We start from the raw sequence: 21652 nt of genomic DNA, 5'->3' as shown, positions 1-21652 counted from the left end.
GACAATGAGAAAGACGAAAGCGAAAAAAAGACCGTTGTTACCAGATCCGAAATTTAATGATCAATTGGTAACTAGATTCGTAAATAACCTAATGCTTGACGGTAAAAAGTCAATCGCATTCAAAATTTTCTATGATGCATTGGATATCGTAGAAACTAAAAAAGGAGATAACGAAAAAACTGCACTAGAAATCTGGAAAGATGCATTGACTAATGTAATGCCTCACGTAGAAGTACGTTCTAGAAGAGTAGGTGGAGCTAACTTCCAAATCCCTATGCCAATCAGAGCTGATAGAAAAATTTCTATGGCAATGAAATGGTTAATCAAATATTCTAAAGCTAGAAATGATAAGTCTATGGCTTTGAAATTAGCTAACGAGGTTGTAGCTGCTTCAAGAGAAGAAGGTGCAGCTTTCAAAAAGAAAACTGATACTCACAAAATGGCGGAAGCTAACAAGGCTTTCTCGCACTTCAAATTCTAATCTGAAATGGGAAGAGATCTTAAATTTACAAGAAATATTGGTATTGCTGCTCACATCGATGCAGGTAAGACTACCACTACAGAAAGGATTTTATTCTATACAGGTGTAAACCACAAAATTGGAGAAGTTCACGATGGTGCTTCTACAATGGACTGGATGGAACAGGAAGCAGAAAGAGGTATTACCATTACTTCTGCTGCAACTACTTGTAACTGGAATTTCCCAACAGATCAAGGTAAGAAATTACCTGAAACAAAACCTTACCACTTCAACATCATCGATACACCGGGACACGTTGACTTCACAGTAGAAGTAAACAGATCTTTGAGAGTATTGGATGGATTGGTATTCCTTTTCTCTGCAGTAGACGGAGTAGAGCCTCAGTCTGAAACAAACTGGAGACTTGCTGACAACTACAAAGTGGCTAGAATGGGATTCGTAAACAAAATGGACAGACAAGGCGCTGACTTCTTGAACGTTGTAAAACAAGTAAAAGAAATGTTAGGATCTAATGCAGTTCCAATCGTTTTACCAATCGGTGCTGAAGAAGATTTCAAAGGAGTTGTAGACTTAATTAAAAACAGAGCGATCATCTGGGATGAAGCTGGACAAGGTGCTACTTATGAAGTAGTTCCAATTCCTGAAGACATGAAAGATGAAGTTCTTGAATATAGAGAGAAATTAGTAGAAGCTGTAGCTGATTATGATGAGACTTTGATGGAGAAATTCTTCGAAGATCCGGATTCAATTTCTGAAGAAGAAATCAACGAAGCACTTAGAAAAGCTACTATTGATCTTTCTATCATCCCAATGACTTGTGGTTCTTCTTTCAAAAACAAAGGAGTACAGTTTATGCTTGATGCTGTTTGTAAATATCTTCCTTCTCCACTAGATAAGGATAATATCAAAGGAACAGACCCAAGAACTGATGCTGATATCGAAAGAAAACCATCTGTTGAAGAGCCTTTCTCTGCATTAGCTTTCAAAATTGCTACTGACCCATTCGTAGGTAGATTAGCATTCTTCAGAGCTTATTCAGGAAGATTGGATGCAGGTTCTTATGTTTTGAACACAAGATCTGGTAACAAAGAAAGAATCTCAAGAATCTATCAGATGCACGCTAACAAACAAAATCCGGTTGAATTTATTGAAGCTGGAGATATTGGTGCTGCTGTAGGATTTAAAGATATCAAAACAGGAGATACGTTATCTGATGAAAAGAACCCAATCGTTCTTGAATCTATGATCTTCCCGGATCCGGTAATCGGTATCGCTGTTGAGCCTAAAACTAAAGCTGACCAGGATAAAATGGGTAACGCTCTAGCTAAATTAGCTGAAGAAGATCCAACATTCCAGGTTAAAACTGACGAGGCTTCAGGACAAACTATTATCTCTGGTATGGGTGAGCTTCACTTGGATATCATCGTAGACCGTATGAGAAGAGAGTTCAAAGTAGAAGTTAACCAAGGTCAACCGCAAGTAGAGTACAAAGAAGCTCTTACACAAAAAGCTAACCACAGAGAGGTTTACAAAAAGCAATCTGGAGGTAGAGGTAAGTTCGCGGATATCGTATTCGAAATCGGTCCTGCTGACGAAGGTAAAACAGGTCTTGAATTCATCAACGAAATTAAAGGTGGTAACATTCCTAAAGAATTTATCCCTTCAGTTGAAAAAGGATTCAGAGAAGCTATGAAGAACGGTCCTTTGGCTGGATTTGAGGTTGAATCTATGAAGATTACATTGAAAGATGGATCTTATCACCAGGTTGACTCGGATCAGTTATCTTTCGAACTTGCTGCGAAGTTAGGTTTCAAAGAATCTGGTAGAGCTGCTAAAGCAGTTATTATGGAACCAATCATGAAGCTTGAAGTAGTAACTCCTGAAGAGTATATGGGTGATATCGTAGGTGACCTTAACAGAAGAAGAGGTACTGTAAACGGTATGGACGACAGAAACAACGCTAAAGTTATTAAAGCTTTCGTTCCGCTTTCTGAAATGTTTGGTTATGTAACTTCTCTTAGAACGTTATCTTCAGGTAGAGCAACATCTTCTATGGAATTCGAGAAATACGAAGCTGCTCCTACGAACGTTGCTGAAGAAGTAATCGCTAAGGCTAAAGGTTAATATTAAATTAGATTAAAATGTCACAAAGAATCAGAATAAAACTTAAATCTTACGATTACAACTTGGTAGATAAATCTGCAGAGAAAATCGTAAAAACGGTAAAGGCTACTGGTGCTGTTGTAAACGGACCAATTCCATTGCCAACTAACAAGAGAATCTTCACAGTGTTGAGATCTCCACACGTAAACAAGAAAGCAAGAGAACAGTTCCAATTATCTGCTCACAAGAGATTGATGGATATCTACTCTTCTTCTTCTAAAACTGTGGATGCTCTAATGAAGCTAGAACTTCCTTCAGGTGTAGATGTAGAAATTAAAGTGTGATAATTGCATACTTTGCAATGATTATAAAGAATCCGTTCCTTTTTGGAACGGATTTTTTTGCCTTATAACAGGTATTCTAAATTCAATACTATTATGCATTGCAAGGTTCTTTTTATTTTGTATATTTACTGAAAATATTACTATGAAAAGAATACTTTTATTATTAATAATGATGAGTTTTTGCATCAATGCACAGACCCAGAGATTTATTTATGAATTACAATTTAAGATGGATTCCACCCAGAGCCGGTATGAGAAGATTAACTATGTTTTAGACGTCAACCCCAAAGATGTTAAATTTTATGAATATAATTATTTAAGATCAGACTCAATTAATAAAACAACGGGGAGGTATGACCATCAATATGGTGGCTGGTTTCCTTCTTTGAAGAGAGAAAGAAATTCAAATAAAAACCAAAATTATGAACTGATTGGTCACGATATGTTTTCATTTCCATCTGAGGATAAAATTTCATGGAACCTAACCAATGAAACCAAAAAGTTTGGAGAGAATACACTGCAAAAAGCGACGGCAAATTTTGGAGGAAGAAGCTGGGTGGCGTGGTTTAATAAAGAGGTTAATATTTCGGAAGGTCCATACAAGTTTCGTGGGCTTCCGGGACTGATTTTTCGGCTTGAAGATTCAGGATCTAATTTTATTTTTACATTAATTAAAAACAATAATTTGAAGGAGACTTACGATACCGTTGGGTTTGTGGAAACGTATTACGGAACAAAACCTCTGGAGGTATCTGAAAAAGTAAGAAACCGGAAAAAAATGGACTTTTACAACGACCCTCTTCAAGATATGAGAAAAGATTTTAAAGAAAATATGCAGGGTGAAATGTTTGTAATGGGTACAAAAATTACCAAAGCAGAACAATTCAATGAACTTACGAAGAAACTTCAGGAAATGCTTCGTAAAAGCAATAATCCTATCGAAAGGGATAAAGCAATGAAATACGAATGACGGCCAATTATTAAAACTAAACTCTGCCAATTTCGGCGGAGTTTTTGATGCTGATAATTTGTTAAACTGATGCAAATGGCTAAATTACACAAGAGTATTTTTGAAAAATTTTCAGATTGGGCAACAAAATTTACGGGGAGTCCTTATGCTTTCATAGGAGCCACTGCTCTTGTGATCGGGTGGGCAGTTACAGGTCCCGTTTTTGATTATTCAGAAACATGGCAGCTCGTCATCAATACAGGAACTACTATTATCACTTTTCTGATGGTATTTTTAATTCAAAAATCACAAAATAAGGATTCGAAAGCTATTCAGATAAAGCTCAATGAGCTCATTGCAGCACATGAAAAAGCAAGTAATCGGATTGTAGATATTGAAGACCTTACAGAAAAAGAGCTTGACCAGCTCCACTGTTATTATGAAAAACTGGCGGTCTTTGCTAAAGAAGACGCAGATATTCATACTTCACATTCGATAGATGCAGCACAAAGGAACCAGGATTATAAGCACGAATTCTTCAAAAAGAAACATGAAGAATGGCTGGAAAAGAAAAATAAAAAGGAATCAATTTGATTCCTTTTTATTTTAAATTTATTTCATAAAATAACCGAAGTAAGAACAGCTGCCTATGAGGTTTTTAGCAGTTTCCGTATTGGCATACTGTGTTTTCAGTAAAGCAAAATAGGTTCTGTATTTTTGGTTTTTAATATTGTCCATCTCTTTTTGATGTGCATCTGTTTTTTCAGACCATTTAGGATCTGAATAATCAATATTCGCCTGGTTTTTGGCTTCATACTGGTAATATTTTCCTTGTTCGGCACTTGCCATCTGGAAGAGTATTCTTGCCTTCTCTTCTTTATTAGTCGAAAGGTTTAATGCCTTTTTGTAATAATTAATGGCTAAATCAAAATTATCAGGTTCAATGAACGATTTGTCTAAGAAATTTTTATAATAATACTGATACGGGTTTTCCAGTTCTGTCCGCCAGAAATCATACTTTCCTCCGTTGCTGTTATCAATATCCATGACAAAAATTTGTCTGTAATATCCCAAAATGGATGTGTTGTACAGAAGATTTCCGATCAGCTGATTGGCTTTAGCAGATTTTTCATCTTTTCCATTTCCTATTTTTTTAAGCTGAATTAAAGCATCGGCAAGCTGAAGTTTATTCATCTTAAGCTTGATGAATGGAAATGCGGTATAATTTTCATTTTCCATACTCTGATCATCCGGACTTCCAAAACTCTCCCATACATTGTGCCCGAAAACATAATCAGGAATATTATTAAAGCCATCATAATTTGTCCCGGTATAAACAAGCTTTTCATATTTTCCTGTTGACGGATTATACTTTTCGTAGTCTTCTCTTGGAATTCCGGCGAAATTTTGTGCTTTCTGATAGTAAGATTTCGCTTTCTCAAAATCTGCAGTCCTCATAGCTCTGTCACCGTAAATGATAGCGAAAAATGCTTCAATATTACCTACATTATCCATGTTCTTAGCAATGATCTGTTGTTCAAACTGAGTTTTATTCGGTTTTCTGTAGAAATCTTCTACACTTTTTACCAGACTTGAGTTCGGATTGTACTGAAGATCGGAAAGCTTATTGTTCATCAGGAATGATTTCCCATCTTCACCCTGAAGGAAATACCGGTTAGCTAAAACATCCTTGAGAAAATCTGCAGTTGATGGAACAGAACCATAATAGTCGTAATCATCCGTATTTGTACTATCTTTTTTGATTTCTTTTTCCACAAAATATTCTGCATAATCTTTCATGAGGTGATCTTCATATTCTGCATCTATTTTAGGCTGCGAAACGATATCGTTCAGTACTTTCATTCTTTTGATCTGTTCAAGATATTCCGGATTGCCGGTTTTAATATCTTCTAAAATTTCGGTACTTTCCTTATAGTCCTTTTTCAAAAATTTAAGATAGGCATCTGCAATCTGCCAATATTCATCGTCAGATTTCTCTTTGGTTTTAGCGGTAAATTTTTCAAGGTCATCCAGATAGTCTTTGGTCTTTTCATCATACCAATAGTTGTTTTTAGAAAAGACAGGAATTCTGTTGGGGTTTTCAAGTAACTCATCATCACTTTGGTCAGCCTTGTTTTCATCTTTACTCTTGTCAGATTTTTTTGAGCCTCCGAAAAGATTCTTAAAAAAGCGTACAATTTTTTGCCAGATAGAAAGCTTCTCTTCTTTTTTTACTATGGTTGTTTCAGATGAAGTTTTATCGCTTGTGTTTTTCTGAACGGCAGTATTGTTGTTGTCAGAATAATAGTAAATCGGAAGATAGCTTCTTTCAAGTTCATTGATGCTTCTTACAGCCATCACTTTCAGTATTTCAGAATTCGGATCAATTTCAAACATTTTCTCCATGATCGGAATTGGGTTGTTGAAGTCTTCATATCCTAAAAGAAAGTAAGCCATGTTTTTCTCCTCGTTGGTTCCGGCTCTTTTCATAATATTATTAAATGAAGCCGTGTCCGAAAGTTTCATGGAGACAAAAGCGGATTCTTTACGGCTTTTGCTGTTCATGAACACCTGAAAGAAATTCCAGTTGGCATCAGAATTCATTTCCAATCCTCTTTGTGCACCTGCAAGCTGATCAAGTGCCATAAAGTAAGGAGTGCCTTTCAGTTTAACGGGCTGAACATACTTTTTGAAAGCCTGTGTTGCAGCATCATAATTCCTTGTATAATGATTGAAGCGGACAATCTGATATCCGTATCGTTGTTTGATTTCAGGATTTCTTGCGGCGTTGTATAAAGAAGCTAATGCTGCAATTGTTTTGTTGTAATCAAGATTTGTAGCGTTTTTATCATTGCCGCCTCCACTGTAATAAAACGAATTTTCATTTTCTACAAAGTTGATTCGCATATAAGGCTCCAGATATTTAGCCTCAATCAAATAATCAATTCCTTCTTTATACTTTTGATAAAATCCAACACCCAGTTTTTTTAAGAGAGGATTATTGGGTGCTCCTTTCTTTAAATCATTAAGATCATTTAGGCTGATCTTATGAACAAGATAATCTGTTTCCGAATAGGAAATCTGGTTGTTGAAGAATTTTTTCCAGGATTCAATATTTTCATCAGGGATCATGCCTTGTTTGTATTGGTCATAAAATCGCGTAGAATAGCTAAGTAGAAAAGGCAGATAAGATTTATCCTTGATAATACTCTGTGTGAACAGGTTAAAATACTCATAATCCGGATCAGACCATGCGCAGGCGTTTGTCTTGGTATAAAAAAGAGCCAAAACGGAGAGTGAAAGAATATACTTTTTCATATTAATGTGGTGTTTTTTTTAGTATTGATTTTAAAATTTAAAATCCTTATTAAGTACAAATTTACTATCTAATTGATAATATATAATATTAAAATTATGGATTTTGTTTTCAAGGAACTGAACGACGTCTCTTAGCTGGTCGTCAGAGATTTCTTCAATTTTTATGGTAAAGCCTTTGTTTAAGTAGTGGCCAAAATAAAATCCGTCTTTCAGAACTTCTGCTGTATTTTCAGAAATCCTTCTAAAGTTTGGATTTTCCAGGTCTTTTTTAGATAAAGCATTAATGAGTTTATGTTTCTCCAGGTGATTGGTAACAATTCCCCATGAATAAATTGGCAGGGCAACTTCTATTTTCCTGATAGGGTATTCATCAATTTTTGAAAGATAGCTTTTCAAAATATTGACATCCAGAATTGAATTCTTATCAGAGTTTTCCAATGGTGAAGAAGTGGAGTAACACATAAGGTACACTTTTTCTACGGGAGGAATTCCTGTCTGGGCTTTATCTTTTACCTGATGAAGCCGAAGTGTGCAGGTGATTTCTTTTCCGGATATTTTTTTTAATTCCTTTAAGAATTTAAAATAGTCATTCTGTGTTCCGGCGGTCCAGTCACAATCAATCTGGATCTCACTGTTGGTTTTTAAATGGTATTCAGAGGTTTTCTTTTGAATTAGATTGTTGATGTTTTCCGCAAGAAACTTAATGTCCTGATCCGTAATATTAAGTAAAGTACGGTTCGTTATAAAAACAGTCGGAACAATCTGTTTGTCAGTTTGGAAATTTTGATCTTTTGTAATCACTCCAACAGGTTGAAATTTTCCGTCCACTTTATCAATATCGAAAAATCTCGTATATAAATAAGGAATACTTGCTTTGCTAAGAATATTTTTCTCTGTATGATTTAAAGCTAAATTCGTTTTCCAGTAATAGAAGCTGTAAGGATGAGTTTCTCTCTTTGAGCATGAAACAGCACAAAGAAAAACGAGTAAAAATTTCAGAACCTTCATTATTGATATAAAATCCCTTCGCAATTGCAGTTTGTTTCAGTTATTTCAGAAATAGGACAACAGTCGTCAGATTTTTTTACTTTCCCGTTTTCGTCGGTAAGGTAGATCTTTTCCTTATCAAATCTGACATAAAAAATCTCATTATAGGTTTTGAAATGAACTTTCATAACTTTCGGATCGTACTTTCCCGCATTGATCTCTTCTTTTGTCTCCGTTCCGTCCGCCTGATTGATCTGTACAAAACCAAAATACACGTCACCGTTATTTTTTACATGTAAATAATAAGCCGGAGTTCCCGATCCGCTTGCGCCTTCAATATTAAAATCTCTTTTTCCCGTAAACGGTGCTTTAGACTGGGAAAAAGATAAAAAGCTAATGCATAGCATAAATAAACTGATGACTTTTTTCATGGTTTAAATTTTCTCAAAATTAAGACTATCTCAGCAAAAATTACACCATAAAATTATCGTAATTGCTTTATTGAAGGCTATTTCATATTCATAAAATAAAAACCACCTCCAAAAGGAGATGGCCTGTAATTACTAACAAATTAATTTTTAAAAGACTGTTGCTGCTAATTGGATTTTGGCAAACTTATTCACAGGATTTCACATCACCATCCTTGAATCGGAAAAGTATTTTACATTAAAAATGAATTGTTTTTATACCTTCCAGAAAAATCTTTCTTTATTTTTCCTTTCTGCTCCGAGCCGTAAGTAGAATTTAATAGCTCCTGTATTAAAGCTTGGGGTTTGCCATTGGATTATTGGGCAGTCTTCTTCTTTTGAAAAAGCTCTTATTAATTCCATTATTTGTTTTCCTGTTCCGTTTCCTCTTGCGTTCTCTTTCAGGAATAGGCAGTCAACATACATATAATAGCCAGCATCCCAGGTTGAAAATTGTTTGAAAAACGTTGCATATCCTATTATTTCAGTATCGGATTCAGCAATGAGACATTTTATATTAGAATCCGGATTAAGAATATGTTTAGAAAGCAGTTCTTTCTTATTGTCTTCCTTAAAGTAACTTCTTTCATATTGGGCGTGGGTTTTACATAATTCGATAATAGAGGTGAGGTCTCTTTCTTCGGCAAATCTTATTCTCATATTTCTTATAGGCGATTTAGCAGGCACATACGAATTTGGAGCCGCTGGTAGGGCTGGTTCCTTCTGTAGCATAGCCATCAAACTTCCACCATTCAATGCCACCCATTAATTCCAGGACCTTAAATCCTAATTTTGTCATTTTCAAGGCTCCTTTTGTAGAAGCATTACAGCCGATTCCGTCACAATAGCATACATATATTTTTGATTTGTCAAGATGCTGTGTGCTCTCTTCTGTTATTTCCCGATGAGGAAGATTAATGGCGGATGGAATATGCTCTTTATTATAGCCATTTGGTTTTCGGGTGTCTACTGCTACATGGTCAGTGCTGTTTTGAAATGCCTCATATAAGTCTGAAGGATCCATTTCATATATTAATTTTTTCTGGTAGAATTCAATTTGTTCTTGCATGATTTTAAATTGTTTATGATGCAAAACTATGCTTAAGGTTCTTTTTTTTCTAAGATTGAAATTGAATGCTATGCAGTTTTATATGAAATATTTTCAGACATTATTTTTAGTTATATTATTAACTTTGCACCATGGAAATCAAGTTTTTAAAGCTTATTAAAACAATTGCAGAAGAAGGAAGCATTGCCGGCTCTTCTGAAAAACTATTTTTGACGCAATCTGCATTAAGTCATCAGCTTAAAGATCTTGAGATCCAGCTTGGTTTTAAGGTGTTTTACAGGACACGGAACAAATGGGAATTAACTGAAGAGGGGAATGTTCTTTATAAAACTGCATGTACAGTAATAGATAGTATTGGGAATGGTCTGAATGCAATTCAACAGATAAGGGCCGGAGCGGCGGGTACAATAAAAATCAGTACAGAATGCTACTCATTTTATCAGGGATTGCCGTTATTTATTCAGAAAATGAAAGTACTGTATCCTGAAATTGACGTGGATCTGGTATTGGAAGCAACTCACAAGCCTGTTGAGAAAGTGATATCTAATGAAATTGATATTGCCGTTGTTACTTCAAAACCTTCCGGTAATAAAGAATTAGTAAGCGTTGAGATCTTTGAAGATGAAATTCTTGCCATTATACACCAGGAAAATCTTCTGAATAACTTAGAGTATCTTACTGCTGCTGATTTTCTGGATGTTCATTTAATTATTCATTCTTTTCCATTAAAAACAGTCTCTTTGTATGAGGGTTTTCTGAACCCTAACGGAATAATGCCGGCGAAAATTTCTGCAGTTCCCCTAACGGAAGTTGCTTTGGAAATGGTGCAGGCCAACATAGGAATTACCTGTATGCCGAAGTGGGCGTTAAGGTCTTTCAGATTATCTGATGAACTCAAGTTTAAAAAGATCGGAAGTGATGGTTTGAAAAGAAGGCATTATCTCGTCGTTAGGAAATCGGATATTGGAAAAAAATATGTTAATGATTTTCTTTTGAACTTCAAAGAATATTTTCAAAATTTCGGATAGTTTTTTTCTCCGAAATCGCTAAATGATTAAAAATCAAAATATTTTGCTGTAAATATTTGTGGGTTTCAAAATTATTCATAAATTTGCACACTCATTTTAGGGGCGTAGTATGCCTATATCAAACGTAGAAATTACTTCAGACTTCCTAAAAATGGTGATAAATAAAGGATAAATTTTATTATAACATAAACAATGTCAGGTATTATTGGTAAAAAAATCGGTATGACATCTTTGTTTAACGAAGAAGGAAAAAACATTCCTTGTACAGTTATTCAAGCTGGTCCATGCTCGGTTTTACAGGTCAGAACCTTAGAAGTTGACGGTTATGCAGCTGTTCAATTAGGTTTCGATGACAAGAGTGAGAAGAACGTTGGTAAAGCGTTAGCTGGTCATTTCAAAAAGGCTGGTTCTGCTCCTAAAGCTAAATTAGTTGAATTCCACGATGGATTCACAGATGCTAAAGTAGGAGAGGAAGTGAAAGTTGATCTATTCATCGAAGGTGAATATGTAGACGTAACAGGAACTTCTAAAGGTAAAGGTTTCCAAGGTGTTGTTAAAAGACACGGATTTGGAGGTGTAATGCAGGCAACTCATGGTCAGCACAACAGACTTAGAGCTCCAGGTTCTATCGGTGCTGGATCTGACCCTTCAAGAGTATTCAAAGGGATGAGAATGGCTGGAAGAATGGGAGGTAAGCAGGTAACTGTTCAAAACCTTCAAGTATTAAAAGTGGATCAAGAACAAAATCTTTTAGTAGTAAAAGGTGCTGTTCCGGGAGCTAAAAATTCTTATGTAATTATCAGAAAATGGAACTAGTAGTATTAAATACATCAGGAAAAGAGACCGGAAGAAAAGTAACTCTAGACGAAACAGTATTCGGAATTGAGCCAAATCAGCACGCGGTTTACTTAGAAGTTAAACAGTACCTTGCTGCACAAAGACAAGGGACTCATAAAGCAAAAGAAAGAAGCGAAATCACTGCTTCTACTAAAAAACTTAAGAAGCAAAAAGGATCTGGTTCTGCTAGATATGGTGATATTAAATCTCCAGTTTTCAGAGGTGGAGGTAGAGTATTCGGACCAAAACCAAGAGACTACAGATTCAAATTGAACAAAGCTCTTAAGAGATTAGCTAAAAAATCTGTTTTATCTCAGAAAATGAGAGATAACAGCATTAAAGTTTTAGAAGATATGAGCTTTGAAGCTCCTAAGACTAAAGATTTCATCAATGTATTGAACGCATTGGAACTTAACGGTAAAAAATCTTTATTCGTTCTTCCTGAAGCTAACAAGAATGTATATTTATCTTCAAGAAACTTACCTAAAGCTAAAGTAATGAACTTCAACGAAATCAGTTCTTACGATTTAGTAAACGCTGGTGAGATCATTTTCTTCGAAGGCGCAGTTGAAAAATTCCAGGAAAATTTAAAGAAATAAATCATGTCAGTTATTATTAAACCAGTTATTTCAGAAAAGGCTAATTACCTTACAGATTTAAGAGGTTCTTATTCTTTCTTAGTAAACACTAAGGCGAATAAAATCGAGATCAAAAAGGCTGTTGAAGCAGCTTACGGTGTAAAAGTAGCAGACGTTAACACAATGATTTATGCTCCGAAGGTTTCTTCAAAATACACTAAAAAAGGTCTTCAAGTAGGAAAGACAAACAAATTGAAAAAAGCGGTAATCAAACTTGCTGAAGGTGAGGTTATCGATATTTTTGCTGTAAATTAATTATTAATTATAAATAATAGTAATGTCTGTTAGAAAATTAAAACCTATCACCCCGGGACAGAGATTCAGAATTGTAAACAATTTTGAGGAAATTACTACTAACAAACCAGAGAAATCTCTAACAGTTGGTATTAAAAAGTCAGGTGGACGTAACCAAACAGGTAAAATGACCATGCGTTACACCGGAGGTGGACACAAAAAGAAATACAGAATTATTGACTTCAAAAGAAACAAAGCAAACGTTGAAGCAACTGTAAAATCTGTAGAATACGATCCAAACAGAACTGCATTTATCGCTTTATTAGAGTACGCAGACGGAGAAAAGAGATATATCATCGCTCCAAACGGTATTAAAGTAGACCAAAAAGTAGTTTCAGGTGAAAGCGTTGAGCCAAATGTAGGAAACGCAATGAAATTGAAAAATATTCCATTGGGTACTGTAATTTCTTGTGTTGAAATGAAGCCTGGTCAAGGTGCTATTTTAGCAAGAAGTGCTGGTTCTTCAGCTCAATTAACTTCAAGAGACGGAAAATATGCAATCATCAAATTGCCTTCAGGAGAATCTAGAATGATCCTTACTGAATGTATGGCAATGATTGGTTCAGTTTCTAACTCTGATCACCAATTAACTGTATCAGGTAAAGCTGGTAGAAGCAGATGGTTAGGTAGAAGACCAAGAACAAGAGCGGTAGTAATGAACCCAGTAGATCACCCAATGGGTGGTGGTGAAGGACGTTCTTCTGGAGGTCACCCAAGATCTAGAAACGGTAAACCATCTAAAGGTTACAAAACTAGAAAGAAAAACAAAGTGTCTAACCGTTACATCGTATCTAAAAGAAAATAATTATGGCAAGATCACTTAAAAAAGGACCGTTCATTCATCATACTTTAGATAAGAAGGTTCAGGCAAATATAGAGTCTGGTAAGAAGACAGTTATCAAAACTTGGTCTAGAGCATCTATGATCTCTCCGGACTTCGTAGGACAAACTATTGCTGTACACAACGGGAAATCTTTTATCCCTGTTTACGTTACAGAAAACATGGTTGGTCACAAGTTAGGCGAATTTTCTCCAACAAGATCTTTCAGAGGTCATGGTGGTAACAAAAACAAAGGAAGCAGATAATCATGGGATCAAGAAAACAAGATAGCGCAATCGCAAGAAAAGAAGCAAACAAGGACGTTGTTAAAGCTTCATTAAATAACTGCCCATCTTCTCCAAGAAAAATGAGATTAGTTGCTGATATCATTAGAGGAGAGCAGGTAGATAAAGCTCTTTATATCCTTAAATATTCTAAAAAAGAAGCATCTAACAAGTTAGAGAAATTGCTTCTTTCTGCTATGGCAAACTGGCAGACTAAAAACGAAGGTGCTGACATCGAGGAAGCAAACCTTATCGTTAAAGAAATATTCGTGGATAGTGCACGACAATTGAAGAGACTGAGACCAGCTCCACAAGGTAGAGGGTACAGAATCAGAAAAAGATCTAACCACGTTACATTAATCTTAGGTAATAAAGAAAATTAATCAAGGTATGGGACAGAAGACAAATCCAATTGGTAACAGATTAGGTATCATCAGAGGATGGGATTCTAACTGGTTTGGTGGAAACGATTATGGAGACAGAATCGCTGAAGACTACAAAATCAGAAGATACCTTGAAGCTAGATTATCTAAAGGTGGTATTTCAAAAATTTATATTGAAAGAACACTTAAATTAGTAACAGTTACAATCACAACTGCAAGACCGGGACTTATCATCGGTAAAGGAGGTCAGGAAGTTGATAAATTGAAAGAAGAATTGAAGAAACTTACTGGTAAGGATATTCAAATCAACATTTTCGAAATCAAAAGACCTGAACTAGATGCAGTATTAGTTGCTGATAGTATCGCTAAGCAAATTGAAAACAGAATCTCTTACAGAAGAGCTGTTAAAATGGCAATGGCTGGTACAATGAGAATGGGTGCAGAAGGGATCAAAGTTCAAATCTCTGGTAGATTGAATGGTGCTGAAATGGCAAGATCAGAATCTTTCAAAGAAGGAAGAATTCCATTGTCAACTTTCAGAGCAGATATCGATTATCATATCGGTGAAGCATTAACTCAGTACGGTAAGTTAGGAGTTAAAGTTTGGATCATGAAAGGAGAAGTTTACGGTAAAAGAGAACTTTCTCCACTAGTGGGACAACAGAAGAAAGGTCCAGCAGGAGGAGGAAACAGAGAGAGAGGAGACAGAGAGAACAGAAAACCAAGAAGAAACAATAATAATTAAAAATTTTAGATTGCAAATTTTGAATTTTAAATTGCCGTTACTTTTTTAAAATCTAAAATCTAAAATCTAAAATCTAAAATTTAGAAAATTATGTTACAACCAAAAAGAACCAAATTCCGTAGAGTTCATAAGATGAAGATGAAGGGGATTGCTCAAAGAGGTAATCAACTAGCTTATGGAACTTTCGGAATCAAAGCAACAGAAGGTGCTTGGATCACTGCAAGACAAATTGAAGCTGCGCGTATCGCTGCTACAAGATATATGAAGAGAGAAGGTCAGCTATGGATCAAAATCTTCCCGGATAAACCAATTACTAAAAAACCAGCTGAAGTAAGGATGGGTAAAGGTAAAGGTGCTGTGGAATATTGGGTAGCTGTAGTAAAACCAGGTAAAATTATGTTCGAAATCGGAGGTGTTCCTTACGAAGTAGCGAAAGAAGCACTTAGACTTGCCGCACAGAAATTACCAGTAGTTACTAAATTCGTAGTTGCTAACGATTTTGTTAAACCTCTATAATCTTTGAATACAATGAAAAAAGCTGATATTAAAAATTTAAGCGCGGGTGATATTCAAACTCAATTGACTGAAGCAAAAGTTCAATATCAAAAATTGAAATTGGCTCACAAAATCAGCCCAATTGAAAACCCGATTCAAATCAGAGATTTGAGAAAGACAATCGCAAGATTAAACACAGAGTTAACTAACAAACAATAATTTCATTTTACAATGGATAGAAATTTAAGAAAAGAAAGAATCGGAGTGGTTTCCAGCAATAAAATGGAAAAGACCATTGTTGTTAGTGAAACGATGAGAATCAAGCACCCGATGTACGGTAAATTCGTATTGAAAACGAAAAAATATACTGCACACGACGAGAACAACGAATGTAACGAAGGAGATACAGTTTTAATCCAAGAAACTAGACCTTTGAGCAAGAATAAGAGATGGAGATTAGTAAGAATCATTGAAAAAGCTAAGTAATAATGTTACAAACAGAATCAAGATTAAAAGTTGCTGATAACACAGGTGCTAAAGAAGTATTGGTTATCAGAGTTCTGGGAGGAACCAGAAGAAGATATGCTTCAGTTGGTGATAAAATCGTTGTTACTATCAAAGATTCTACACCATCAGGAAACGCTAAAAAAGGTCAGGTATCTAAAGCTGTAGTAGTAAGAACTAAAAAAGCGGTTAGAAGAAAAGATGGTTCATACATCAAATTCGAAGACAATGCTTGTGTATTACTAAACGCAGCGGGAGAAATGAGAGGAACTCGTGTTTTCGGACCAGTTGCTCGTGAGTTGAGAGACAAAGAATATATGAAAATCATTTCATTAGCTCCTGAAGTACTTTAATATTTAAAATTGTAAAAAAATGTCAAAGTTAAAAATAAAAAGAGGAGATAACGTAATCGTAACTACAGGTAAGAAAGGTCTTAAAGGTAGTACAGGTGAAGTTATTGAAGTGATCAAAAAAGAAGGAAGAGACCCTAGAGTAGTTGTTGCAGGACTTAACATCATCAAAAAGCACGTTAAGCCTTCAGCTTCAAATCCTCAAGGAGGAATCGTTGAAAGAGAAGCTTCTATTCATATCTCAAACGTAGCTTTAGTTGGAAAAGACGGAAAAGCTATCAAAGTAGGTTACAAAATCGAAGGAGATAAGAAAGTAAGAATCAACAAAAAAACGGGTGAAACTTTATAATTTTAAATAACACATGGAATATATAGCAAGACCCAAAAAAGCATATAAAGAAACGATTGTTCCAGCAATGATGGAAGAATTCGGATACAAATCAGTAATGCAGGTACCAAGACTTGAGAAAATCATTTTATCTCAAGGTTTAGGAGACGCTACTGCTGATAAAAAGATCATCGATTATGCTGTTGAAGAATTAACGAACATCACTGGTCAAAAGGCTGTTGGTACTATCTCTAAGAAAGACGAAGCTGCTTTCAAATTGAGAAAAGGGATGCCTGTAGGTGCTAAAGTTACGCTTAGAGCTGATAAAATGTATGAGTTCTTAGATAGATTAACTTCTTCTGCATTGCCTCGTATTAGAGATTTCTCTGGTATTAAAGCTGACGGATTTGATGGTAGAGGTAACTATAACTTAGGTATCACTGAGCAAATCATCTTCCCTGAGATCGTAATCGACAAAGTGAAAAAAATCCAAGGGATGGACATCACTTTCGTTACTACTGCGAAAACAGATAAAGAAGCTAAAGCATTATTAACTCACTTCGGTTTACCATTTAAAAAGAACTAAGAAATGGCTAAAGAATCAATGAAAGCGCGTGAGCGCAAAAGAGAAGCACTAGTTGCTAAATACGCTGCTAAAAGACAAGCTCTTAAAGAAGCTGGTGATTACGAAGGACTTCAAAAATTGCCTAAAAATGCTTCTCCTGTAAGATTGCACAACAGATGTAAACTAACAGGTAGACCAAGAGGATACATGAGAACGTTCGGTATTTCCAGAGTAACTTTCAGAGAAATGGCAAACAACGGTCTTATCCCGGGAGTTAAAAAAGCTAGTTGGTAATAATTACTAATTAAAAAATCGGGACAATTAAGTTGTCTAGATACTAAAGATACAAAATATCAGACCGAAGATTTCTGAAGTCTGATATTTTACTCTTCAAGTCTTTACAATACTGATTGTTCTTTAACCAATAATTTAAAAGAAAAATGGTAACAGATCCAATTTCAGATTTCCTAACAAGAGTAAGGAACGCACAAAGCGCAGGCCACAAAGTGGTGGAAATTCCTGCATCGAAAATCAAAAAGGAGATTACTAAGATCTTATTTGATCAAGGGTATATCTTAAACTACAAGTTTGAAGATAACGCTGTTCAAGGAACGATCAAAATCGCTTTGAAGTACGATAAGCAAACTAACAAACCAGCTATCAAGTCTATCCAAAGAGCTTCTAGACCTGGTTTGAGACAGTACAAAGGTTCAGCTGAACTTCCAAGAGTACTAAACGGTTTGGGTATTTCTATCATCTCTACTTCTAAAGGAGTAATGACTGACAAGAAAGCTAGAGAAGAAAAAGTAGGTGGTGAAGTAATCTGCTATGTTTATTAATTTTTAATCAAAGGAAAATGTCAAGAATTGGTAAAGCAATTATAACAATTCCAGCAGGAGTTACAATCACTGAAAACAACGGTGTAGTAACTGTAAAAGGTCCTAAAGGAGAACTTTCTCAGGAGCTTACAGCAGGAATTACTATAGAACAAAAAGATGGCGAACTTAACGTTAACAGACCATCTGATGCTAAACAACACAAAGCGCTTCACGGTTTATACAGAGCGTTAATCAACAACATGATTGTTGGTGTTTCTCAAGGTTTCGAAAAGAAACTGGAATTAGTAGGGGTAGGATACAGAGCTTCACACGCAGGTCAAAAACTTGAGTTAGCTTTAGGATTCTCTCACGGTATCGTACTAGAGCTTCCAACCGAAGTAAAAGTAGATACATTGACTGAAAAAGGTAAAAACCCAATTATTACTTTAACGTCTCACGACAACCAACTTCTAGGGATGGTAGCTGCAAAGATCCGTTCTTTCAGAAAGCCTGAACCATACAAAGGTAAAGGGGTAAGATTCGTAGGAGAAATTGTTAGACGTAAAGCTGGTAAATCTGCTTAATAAATTATAAGTATTATGGCATTAAGTAAATTAGAAAAAAGAATAAGAATCAAAAGAAGAGTAAGAGGAAAAATCTCTGGATCTTCTGAATTGCCAAGATTATCTGTATACAAAAGTAATAAGGAAATTTACGCTCAGTTAATCGACGACAACAGTGGAAAAACTTTAGCTTCTGCTTCTTCTAGAGAGAAAGGTGTTGACGCTAACGGAACTAAGACTGAAGTTTCTGCTGCTGTAGGTAAAGCTATTGCTGCTAAAGCTATCGCTGCAGGAATCGAAAATATTGTATTTGATAGAAACGGATTCGTATATCACGGAAGAGTTAAGGCTCTAGCTGATGGTGCGAGAGAAGGTGGACTTAAATTCTAATCATTAAAATTTCGGAAATATGTTAGGACTAGATAATATAGAAAGAGTAAAACCGGGAGGATTAGAACTTAAAGATCGTCTCGTAGCTGTTAACAGAGTAACAAAAGTAACTAAAGGAGGTAGAGCTTTCGGATTCTCTGCTATCGTAGTTGTAGGTAACGAAGATGGAGTTATCGGTTACGGATTAGGAAAATCTAAAGAGGTTGCTTCTGCAATTGCTAAAGCAGTTGAAGACGCTAAGAAAAACCTTGTGAAAGTTCCTGTAATGAACCACACCATTCCTCACCAAACTACTGCTAGATACGGAGGTGCAGATATCTTCTTAAGACCTGCTTCTCACGGTACAGGGCTTATCGCCGGTGGTGCGGTAAGAGCGGTATTGGAGTCTGCTGGTATTCACGATATCCTTTCAAAATCTAAAGGATCTTCTAACCCTCACAACGTGGTGAAAGCTACTTTCAAAGCGTTATTGGACATCAGAAGACCTGAAGAAATCGCTAGAATGAGAGGAGTTTCTCTAACTAAAGTGTTTAACGGTTAATATATAAAACAATGGCAACAATTAAAGTAAAGCAAGTAAGAAGCGCTATTGGAAGAACAAAAACCCAAAAGAGAACGCTTGAAGCATTAGGATTTAAGAAACTTCACCAAGTTGTAGAACACGAAGCTACTCCTTCTATCTTAGGAATGATAGCTGCAGTTAGTCACTTACTTGAGGTTCAGAAATAATTAAAAAATTCAAAGATTAAAAGATTAAAATTTTCTTCCTATTTTAGTCGGAATTTTTTAATCTTTAAATTATTTAATCTTTAAATCAATAAAAAAATGAATTTAAACAATATAAAGCCAGCTGCAGGATCTACTTTCAATTCAAAAAGAATTGGTAGAGGTCAGGGTACTGGAAAAGGAGGTACTTCTACAAAAGGTCACAAAGGACAGAAATCAAGAGCTGGTTATTCTCAGAAGATCGGTTTTGAAGGAGGTCAGATGCCTTTACAAAGAAGATTACCGAAATTCGGATTCAAAAACGTAAACAGAAAAGAGTTTAGAGGAATTAACCTTGATACAATCCAGACTTTAATCGAGAATAAATCTATCACTGGAGATATTACAAGAGAAGTTATGATTGAGAACGGTCTAATTACTAAAAACGAATTAGTGAAAATTATGGGTAGAGGAGAGTTGAAATCTGCGGTTTCTATCTCTGCTGACAAGTTCACTAAATCTGCTGAAGAGCTTATCGCTAAAGCAGGTGGAAAAGCAATTACCTTATAATAATTACTAATGAAAGAATTTATACAAACATTAAAAAATATTTGGAGCTTAAAGGAACTTAGAGATAAAATTATCTTCACTTTAGGTATTATCCTTGTGTATAGATTCGCATCTTATATCTCTTTACCTGCAATTAACCTTGCAGAAGTAGGAGATCTCTTAGAGCATTATAAAAGTCAGGGCGGTAACAAGCAAGGAGCAGGTCTCCTTGGCTTGCTTTCGTCGTTTACGGGGGGAGCTTTTAGCCACGCTTCCGTAATGGCGTTAGGGATCATGCCTTATATTTCTGCTTCTATTATTGTTCAGTTGATGGGGATGGCTATTCCTTATCTTCAGAAGCTTCAGAAAGATGGAGAGTCAGGTAGAAATACATTGAATCAGATTACCAGATGGTTAACTATTGGTGTTTGTCTTGTACAGGCGCCTTCCTATTTAACTTCTATCACTCAATTATTTTTACCATATGCTCAGTTCTCTTCTGCATATTATGTAGAGCCAAATTCTATCATGTTCTGGTTACCAAGTATTGTTATTTTGGTAGCTGGTTCAGTATTCGCAATGTGGTTGGGTGAGAAAATCACCGACAAAGGTATCGGAAACGGTATTTCTATCCTTATTATGGTAGGGATCCTTTCAAGATTACCAGAAGCATTCGTACAGGAAATGGCCGTGCAGAACGGAAAAGGAGGAATGGGATCTATCATGATCCTTATTGAAGTAATTTTCTGGATGTTGGTTGTTCTTTTAGCAGTGGTATTATCCGTTGCTGTTAGAAAAATCCCTATCCAGTATGTAAGCAGAGCTCAAGCAAGAGGAGGTGTAAACAGAAATCTTATGCAAGGAGCAAGACAGTGGATTCCATTGAAAGTTAATGCTGCCGGTGTAATGCCGATTATCTTTGCTCAGGCATTGATGTTCGTACCTGGTTTATTAACGAAAGTAGATGAGTCTAATACTTTTCTTGCAGGTTTCAAGAATGTTTTTAGCTGGCAGTACAATGTATTGTTCGCGCTATTAATTATTATCTTCTCATTCTTCTATACTGCGATTACAATTCCGGTAAACCAGATGGCTGATGATTTGAAGAGAAATGGAGGTTTAGTACCGAAAGTAAGACCCGGGAAAGAGACCGCTGATTATTTAGATGATATTTTATCAAAAATTACCTTGCCTGGTGCAATATTTTTATCTATCTTTGCAGTCCTTCCGGCAATTGTACACGGAAGCTTTGTTCAGACAGATGCGTTCGCCCTATTTTTCGGGGGAACATCACTATTGATTATGGTTGGAGTAATTTTAGATACTGTTCAACAGATTAATACATATCTGCTGAACCATCATTATGATGGCTTAATGCAGTCTAAATTATCAAGAACGACTGGATATTAATTTATGGCAAAACAAAAACATATTGAACAAGACGGCGTTATAACGGAAGCACTTTCGAACGCTCAGTTCCGTGTAGAGCTAGAGAATGGGCATGTGCTTATTGCTCATATTTCTGGTAAAATGCGTATGCATTATATTAAACTTCTGCCTGGTGATAAGGTGAAATTAGAAATGTCTCCCTATGATTTAACAAAAGGGAGAATCACATTTAGATATTAAAACAATCTG

The 21652-nt window shown here is 35.7% G+C and carries 33 protein-coding genes; 28 read left to right on the top strand and 5 right to left on the bottom strand.

The genetic code is table 11. The features are described 5' to 3' along the window. The first annotated feature begins 4 nt into the window (after positions 1–4). The 5 genes from rpsG to MKS83_RS12395 all read left to right on the top strand — a co-directional run bounded on the left by rpsG (position 5) and on the right by MKS83_RS12395 (position 4471). Positions 5–481 (top strand): 30S ribosomal protein S7, encoded by a 477-nt coding sequence (rpsG, locus tag MKS83_RS12415; protein ID WP_002983149.1) that lies wholly within the window; start codon positions 5–7, stop codon positions 479–481. 6 nt (positions 482–487) lie between these two features. Next, the gene (gene fusA, locus MKS83_RS12410; RefSeq protein ID WP_240579944.1) at positions 488–2605 is read left to right on the top strand and encodes an elongation factor G; all 2118 of its coding nucleotides are present in this window, start codon (positions 488–490) and stop codon (positions 2603–2605) included. A gap of 17 nt (positions 2606–2622) precedes the next feature. After that, positions 2623–2928, top strand: a complete 306-nt coding sequence (rpsJ, locus tag MKS83_RS12405; RefSeq protein WP_002661363.1) for a 30S ribosomal protein S10 — start codon at positions 2623–2625, stop codon at positions 2926–2928. Between the two features lie 142 nt (positions 2929–3070). Beyond that, a complete protein-coding gene (locus MKS83_RS12400) occupies positions 3071–3898 on the top strand; it encodes a GLPGLI family protein (protein ID WP_240579943.1) in 828 nt (275 codons plus the stop codon). Positions 3899–3973: 75 nt separating this feature from the next. Then, positions 3974–4471 carry a low affinity iron permease family protein gene (locus tag MKS83_RS12395; RefSeq protein ID WP_240579942.1) on the top strand — a complete coding sequence of 166 codons (498 nt, stop codon included), beginning with the start codon at positions 3974–3976 and terminating at the stop codon, positions 4469–4471. Positions 4472–4489: 18 nt separating this feature from the next. On the opposite strand, the gene MKS83_RS12390 is transcribed toward MKS83_RS12395, so the two are convergent. The 5 genes from MKS83_RS12390 to MKS83_RS12370 form a co-directional block, all read right to left on the bottom strand. Further along, a complete protein-coding gene (locus MKS83_RS12390) occupies positions 4490–7195 on the bottom strand; it encodes a hypothetical protein (protein ID WP_240579941.1) in 2706 nt (901 codons plus the stop codon). 30 nt (positions 7196–7225) lie between these two features. Next, positions 7226–8203 carry a hypothetical protein gene (locus MKS83_RS12385; protein ID WP_240579940.1) on the bottom strand — a complete coding sequence of 326 codons (978 nt, stop codon included), beginning with the start codon at positions 8201–8203 and terminating at the stop codon, positions 7226–7228. Further along, positions 8203–8613, bottom strand: a complete 411-nt coding sequence (locus MKS83_RS12380) for a hypothetical protein (RefSeq protein ID WP_240579939.1) — start codon at positions 8611–8613, stop codon at positions 8203–8205. The genes MKS83_RS12385 and MKS83_RS12380 overlap by 1 nt, the downstream gene beginning before the upstream one ends. Positions 8614–8865: 252 nt before the next feature. Then, positions 8866–9309: a GNAT family N-acetyltransferase gene (locus tag MKS83_RS12375; RefSeq protein ID WP_240579938.1), complete on the bottom strand. Its 444-nt coding sequence runs from the start codon at positions 9307–9309 to the stop codon at positions 8866–8868. A 16-nt stretch (positions 9310–9325) separates the two neighbouring features. Next, positions 9326–9718, bottom strand: coding sequence for a rhodanese-like domain-containing protein (locus MKS83_RS12370; protein ID WP_240579937.1), 393 nt, complete (start codon positions 9716–9718; stop codon positions 9326–9328). 131 nt (positions 9719–9849) lie between these two features. Between MKS83_RS12370 and MKS83_RS12365 the strand changes: the two genes are divergently transcribed. From MKS83_RS12365 to infA, 23 genes are all read left to right on the top strand, one after another. Next, a complete protein-coding gene (locus MKS83_RS12365) occupies positions 9850–10746 on the top strand; it encodes a LysR family transcriptional regulator (RefSeq protein WP_240579936.1) in 897 nt (298 codons plus the stop codon). Between the two features lie 192 nt (positions 10747–10938). Further along, positions 10939–11562, top strand: a complete 624-nt coding sequence (rplC, locus tag MKS83_RS12360) for a 50S ribosomal protein L3 (protein ID WP_240579935.1) — start codon at positions 10939–10941, stop codon at positions 11560–11562. Continuing rightward, positions 11553–12182, top strand: a complete 630-nt coding sequence (rplD, locus tag MKS83_RS12355) for a 50S ribosomal protein L4 (RefSeq protein WP_100377201.1) — start codon at positions 11553–11555, stop codon at positions 12180–12182. Before rplC ends, rplD begins: the two co-directional genes overlap by 10 nt. Positions 12183–12185: 3 nt before the next feature. Continuing rightward, positions 12186–12476: a 50S ribosomal protein L23 gene (rplW, locus tag MKS83_RS12350; protein ID WP_039364049.1), complete on the top strand. Its 291-nt coding sequence runs from the start codon at positions 12186–12188 to the stop codon at positions 12474–12476. Between the two features lie 22 nt (positions 12477–12498). Continuing rightward, complete coding sequence (rplB, locus tag MKS83_RS12345; RefSeq protein ID WP_072953574.1) at positions 12499–13320, top strand: 50S ribosomal protein L2; 822 nt, start codon at positions 12499–12501, stop codon at positions 13318–13320. A gap of 2 nt (positions 13321–13322) precedes the next feature. Beyond that, the gene (gene rpsS, locus MKS83_RS12340; protein ID WP_002983209.1) at positions 13323–13601 is read left to right on the top strand and encodes a 30S ribosomal protein S19; all 279 of its coding nucleotides are present in this window, start codon (positions 13323–13325) and stop codon (positions 13599–13601) included. 2 nt (positions 13602–13603) lie between these two features. Further along, positions 13604–14002, top strand: coding sequence for a 50S ribosomal protein L22 (gene rplV, locus MKS83_RS12335; protein ID WP_039364058.1), 399 nt, complete (start codon positions 13604–13606; stop codon positions 14000–14002). Between the two features lie 7 nt (positions 14003–14009). Continuing rightward, entirely contained in the window at positions 14010–14747 is a 738-nt protein-coding gene (gene rpsC / locus MKS83_RS12330) for a 30S ribosomal protein S3 (protein ID WP_100377200.1), read from the top strand. A gap of 90 nt (positions 14748–14837) precedes the next feature. Next, positions 14838–15263 carry a 50S ribosomal protein L16 gene (gene rplP, locus MKS83_RS12325; protein ID WP_039364064.1) on the top strand — a complete coding sequence of 142 codons (426 nt, stop codon included), beginning with the start codon at positions 14838–14840 and terminating at the stop codon, positions 15261–15263. 12 nt (positions 15264–15275) lie between these two features. Continuing rightward, positions 15276–15461: a 50S ribosomal protein L29 gene (gene rpmC / locus MKS83_RS12320; protein WP_100377199.1), complete on the top strand. Its 186-nt coding sequence runs from the start codon at positions 15276–15278 to the stop codon at positions 15459–15461. 12 nt (positions 15462–15473) lie between these two features. Continuing rightward, positions 15474–15728, top strand: coding sequence for a 30S ribosomal protein S17 (rpsQ, locus tag MKS83_RS12315; protein WP_100377198.1), 255 nt, complete (start codon positions 15474–15476; stop codon positions 15726–15728). A 2-nt stretch (positions 15729–15730) separates the two neighbouring features. Further along, positions 15731–16099: a 50S ribosomal protein L14 gene (gene rplN / locus MKS83_RS12310; protein ID WP_007839504.1), complete on the top strand. Its 369-nt coding sequence runs from the start codon at positions 15731–15733 to the stop codon at positions 16097–16099. Positions 16100–16118: 19 nt separating this feature from the next. Further along, entirely contained in the window at positions 16119–16445 is a 327-nt protein-coding gene (rplX, locus tag MKS83_RS12305) for a 50S ribosomal protein L24 (protein WP_100377197.1), read from the top strand. A gap of 13 nt (positions 16446–16458) precedes the next feature. Next, the gene (rplE, locus tag MKS83_RS12300) at positions 16459–17010 is read left to right on the top strand and encodes a 50S ribosomal protein L5 (RefSeq protein WP_100377196.1); all 552 of its coding nucleotides are present in this window, start codon (positions 16459–16461) and stop codon (positions 17008–17010) included. Positions 17011–17013: 3 nt separating this feature from the next. Further along, positions 17014–17283 carry a 30S ribosomal protein S14 gene (rpsN, locus tag MKS83_RS12295; RefSeq protein WP_029297771.1) on the top strand — a complete coding sequence of 90 codons (270 nt, stop codon included), beginning with the start codon at positions 17014–17016 and terminating at the stop codon, positions 17281–17283. 146 nt (positions 17284–17429) lie between these two features. Then, positions 17430–17828 carry a 30S ribosomal protein S8 gene (gene rpsH, locus MKS83_RS12290; RefSeq protein ID WP_089745113.1) on the top strand — a complete coding sequence of 133 codons (399 nt, stop codon included), beginning with the start codon at positions 17430–17432 and terminating at the stop codon, positions 17826–17828. Between the two features lie 17 nt (positions 17829–17845). Then, on the top strand, positions 17846–18391 hold the full coding sequence (rplF, locus tag MKS83_RS12285) for a 50S ribosomal protein L6 (RefSeq protein WP_240579934.1): 546 nt from the start codon (positions 17846–17848) through the stop codon (positions 18389–18391). Positions 18392–18406: 15 nt separating this feature from the next. Further along, positions 18407–18760, top strand: coding sequence for a 50S ribosomal protein L18 (gene rplR / locus MKS83_RS12280; RefSeq protein ID WP_100377194.1), 354 nt, complete (start codon positions 18407–18409; stop codon positions 18758–18760). Positions 18761–18779: 19 nt separating this feature from the next. After that, on the top strand, positions 18780–19301 hold the full coding sequence (rpsE, locus tag MKS83_RS12275) for a 30S ribosomal protein S5 (protein ID WP_062162717.1): 522 nt from the start codon (positions 18780–18782) through the stop codon (positions 19299–19301). An 11-nt stretch (positions 19302–19312) separates the two neighbouring features. Next, positions 19313–19489, top strand: a complete 177-nt coding sequence (gene rpmD / locus MKS83_RS12270; RefSeq protein ID WP_007839493.1) for a 50S ribosomal protein L30 — start codon at positions 19313–19315, stop codon at positions 19487–19489. Positions 19490–19585: 96 nt separating this feature from the next. Beyond that, positions 19586–20035: a 50S ribosomal protein L15 gene (gene rplO, locus MKS83_RS12265; RefSeq protein ID WP_089856253.1), complete on the top strand. Its 450-nt coding sequence runs from the start codon at positions 19586–19588 to the stop codon at positions 20033–20035. 9 nt (positions 20036–20044) lie between these two features. After that, the gene (gene secY / locus MKS83_RS12260) at positions 20045–21424 is read left to right on the top strand and encodes a preprotein translocase subunit SecY (protein WP_100377193.1); all 1380 of its coding nucleotides are present in this window, start codon (positions 20045–20047) and stop codon (positions 21422–21424) included. A gap of 3 nt (positions 21425–21427) precedes the next feature. Further along, the gene (gene infA / locus MKS83_RS12255) at positions 21428–21643 is read left to right on the top strand and encodes a translation initiation factor IF-1 (RefSeq protein ID WP_055861802.1); all 216 of its coding nucleotides are present in this window, start codon (positions 21428–21430) and stop codon (positions 21641–21643) included. Positions 21644–21652 lie beyond the last annotated feature (9 nt).

Origin of the sequence: Chryseobacterium sp. Y16C, from assembly GCF_022488405.1 — a bacterium.
GTDB lineage: Bacteria > Bacteroidota > Bacteroidia > Flavobacteriales > Weeksellaceae > Chryseobacterium > Chryseobacterium geocarposphaerae.
The sequence above is the reverse complement of the archived record's forward strand: the minus strand, read 5'-3'. Positions and strand labels throughout refer to the sequence as shown.

Excerpts from the sequence above, each read along its gene's own strand:
- rplF (WP_240579934.1), top strand. The coding sequence starts at position 17,846 with ATGTCAAGAATTGGTAAAGCAATTATAACAATTCCAGCAGGAGTTACA.
- MKS83_RS12380 (WP_240579939.1), bottom strand. The coding sequence starts at position 8,613 with ATGAAAAAAGTCATCAGTTTATTTATGCTATGCATTAGCTTTTTATCT.
- rplR (WP_100377194.1), top strand. The coding sequence starts at position 18,407 with ATGGCATTAAGTAAATTAGAAAAAAGAATAAGAATCAAAAGAAGAGTA.
- rpmD (WP_007839493.1), top strand. The coding sequence starts at position 19,313 with ATGGCAACAATTAAAGTAAAGCAAGTAAGAAGCGCTATTGGAAGAACA.
- rpsS (WP_002983209.1), top strand. The coding sequence starts at position 13,323 with ATGGCAAGATCACTTAAAAAAGGACCGTTCATTCATCATACTTTAGAT.
- rplE (WP_100377196.1), top strand. The coding sequence starts at position 16,459 with ATGGAATATATAGCAAGACCCAAAAAAGCATATAAAGAAACGATTGTT.
- rplN (WP_007839504.1), top strand. The coding sequence starts at position 15,731 with ATGTTACAAACAGAATCAAGATTAAAAGTTGCTGATAACACAGGTGCT.
- rplC (WP_240579935.1), top strand. The coding sequence starts at position 10,939 with ATGTCAGGTATTATTGGTAAAAAAATCGGTATGACATCTTTGTTTAAC.
- MKS83_RS12390 (WP_240579941.1), bottom strand. The coding sequence starts at position 7,195 with ATGAAAAAGTATATTCTTTCACTCTCCGTTTTGGCTCTTTTTTATACC.
- MKS83_RS12375 (WP_240579938.1), bottom strand. The coding sequence starts at position 9,309 with ATGAGAATAAGATTTGCCGAAGAAAGAGACCTCACCTCTATTATCGAA.
- rpmC (WP_100377199.1), top strand. The coding sequence starts at position 15,276 with ATGAAAAAAGCTGATATTAAAAATTTAAGCGCGGGTGATATTCAAACT.
- MKS83_RS12400 (WP_240579943.1), top strand. The coding sequence starts at position 3,071 with ATGAAAAGAATACTTTTATTATTAATAATGATGAGTTTTTGCATCAAT.
- MKS83_RS12370 (WP_240579937.1), bottom strand. The coding sequence starts at position 9,718 with ATGCAAGAACAAATTGAATTCTACCAGAAAAAATTAATATATGAAATG.
- rpsJ (WP_002661363.1), top strand. The coding sequence starts at position 2,623 with ATGTCACAAAGAATCAGAATAAAACTTAAATCTTACGATTACAACTTG.
- MKS83_RS12365 (WP_240579936.1), top strand. The coding sequence starts at position 9,850 with ATGGAAATCAAGTTTTTAAAGCTTATTAAAACAATTGCAGAAGAAGGA.
- rplD (WP_100377201.1), top strand. The coding sequence starts at position 11,553 with ATGGAACTAGTAGTATTAAATACATCAGGAAAAGAGACCGGAAGAAAA.
- rpsC (WP_100377200.1), top strand. The coding sequence starts at position 14,010 with ATGGGACAGAAGACAAATCCAATTGGTAACAGATTAGGTATCATCAGA.
- MKS83_RS12395 (WP_240579942.1), top strand. The coding sequence starts at position 3,974 with ATGGCTAAATTACACAAGAGTATTTTTGAAAAATTTTCAGATTGGGCA.
- rplB (WP_072953574.1), top strand. The coding sequence starts at position 12,499 with ATGTCTGTTAGAAAATTAAAACCTATCACCCCGGGACAGAGATTCAGA.
- rpsG (WP_002983149.1), top strand. The coding sequence starts at position 5 with ATGAGAAAGACGAAAGCGAAAAAAAGACCGTTGTTACCAGATCCGAAA.
- rplX (WP_100377197.1), top strand. The coding sequence starts at position 16,119 with ATGTCAAAGTTAAAAATAAAAAGAGGAGATAACGTAATCGTAACTACA.
- rplV (WP_039364058.1), top strand. The coding sequence starts at position 13,604 with ATGGGATCAAGAAAACAAGATAGCGCAATCGCAAGAAAAGAAGCAAAC.
- rpsH (WP_089745113.1), top strand. The coding sequence starts at position 17,430 with ATGGTAACAGATCCAATTTCAGATTTCCTAACAAGAGTAAGGAACGCA.
- rplW (WP_039364049.1), top strand. The coding sequence starts at position 12,186 with ATGTCAGTTATTATTAAACCAGTTATTTCAGAAAAGGCTAATTACCTT.
- rplP (WP_039364064.1), top strand. The coding sequence starts at position 14,838 with ATGTTACAACCAAAAAGAACCAAATTCCGTAGAGTTCATAAGATGAAG.
- rpsQ (WP_100377198.1), top strand. The coding sequence starts at position 15,474 with ATGGATAGAAATTTAAGAAAAGAAAGAATCGGAGTGGTTTCCAGCAAT.
- infA (WP_055861802.1), top strand. The coding sequence starts at position 21,428 with ATGGCAAAACAAAAACATATTGAACAAGACGGCGTTATAACGGAAGCA.
- rpsE (WP_062162717.1), top strand. The coding sequence starts at position 18,780 with ATGTTAGGACTAGATAATATAGAAAGAGTAAAACCGGGAGGATTAGAA.
- fusA (WP_240579944.1), top strand. The coding sequence starts at position 488 with ATGGGAAGAGATCTTAAATTTACAAGAAATATTGGTATTGCTGCTCAC.
- rpsN (WP_029297771.1), top strand. The coding sequence starts at position 17,014 with ATGGCTAAAGAATCAATGAAAGCGCGTGAGCGCAAAAGAGAAGCACTA.
- secY (WP_100377193.1), top strand. The coding sequence starts at position 20,045 with ATGAAAGAATTTATACAAACATTAAAAAATATTTGGAGCTTAAAGGAA.
- MKS83_RS12385 (WP_240579940.1), bottom strand. The coding sequence starts at position 8,203 with ATGAAGGTTCTGAAATTTTTACTCGTTTTTCTTTGTGCTGTTTCATGC.
- rplO (WP_089856253.1), top strand. The coding sequence starts at position 19,586 with ATGAATTTAAACAATATAAAGCCAGCTGCAGGATCTACTTTCAATTCA.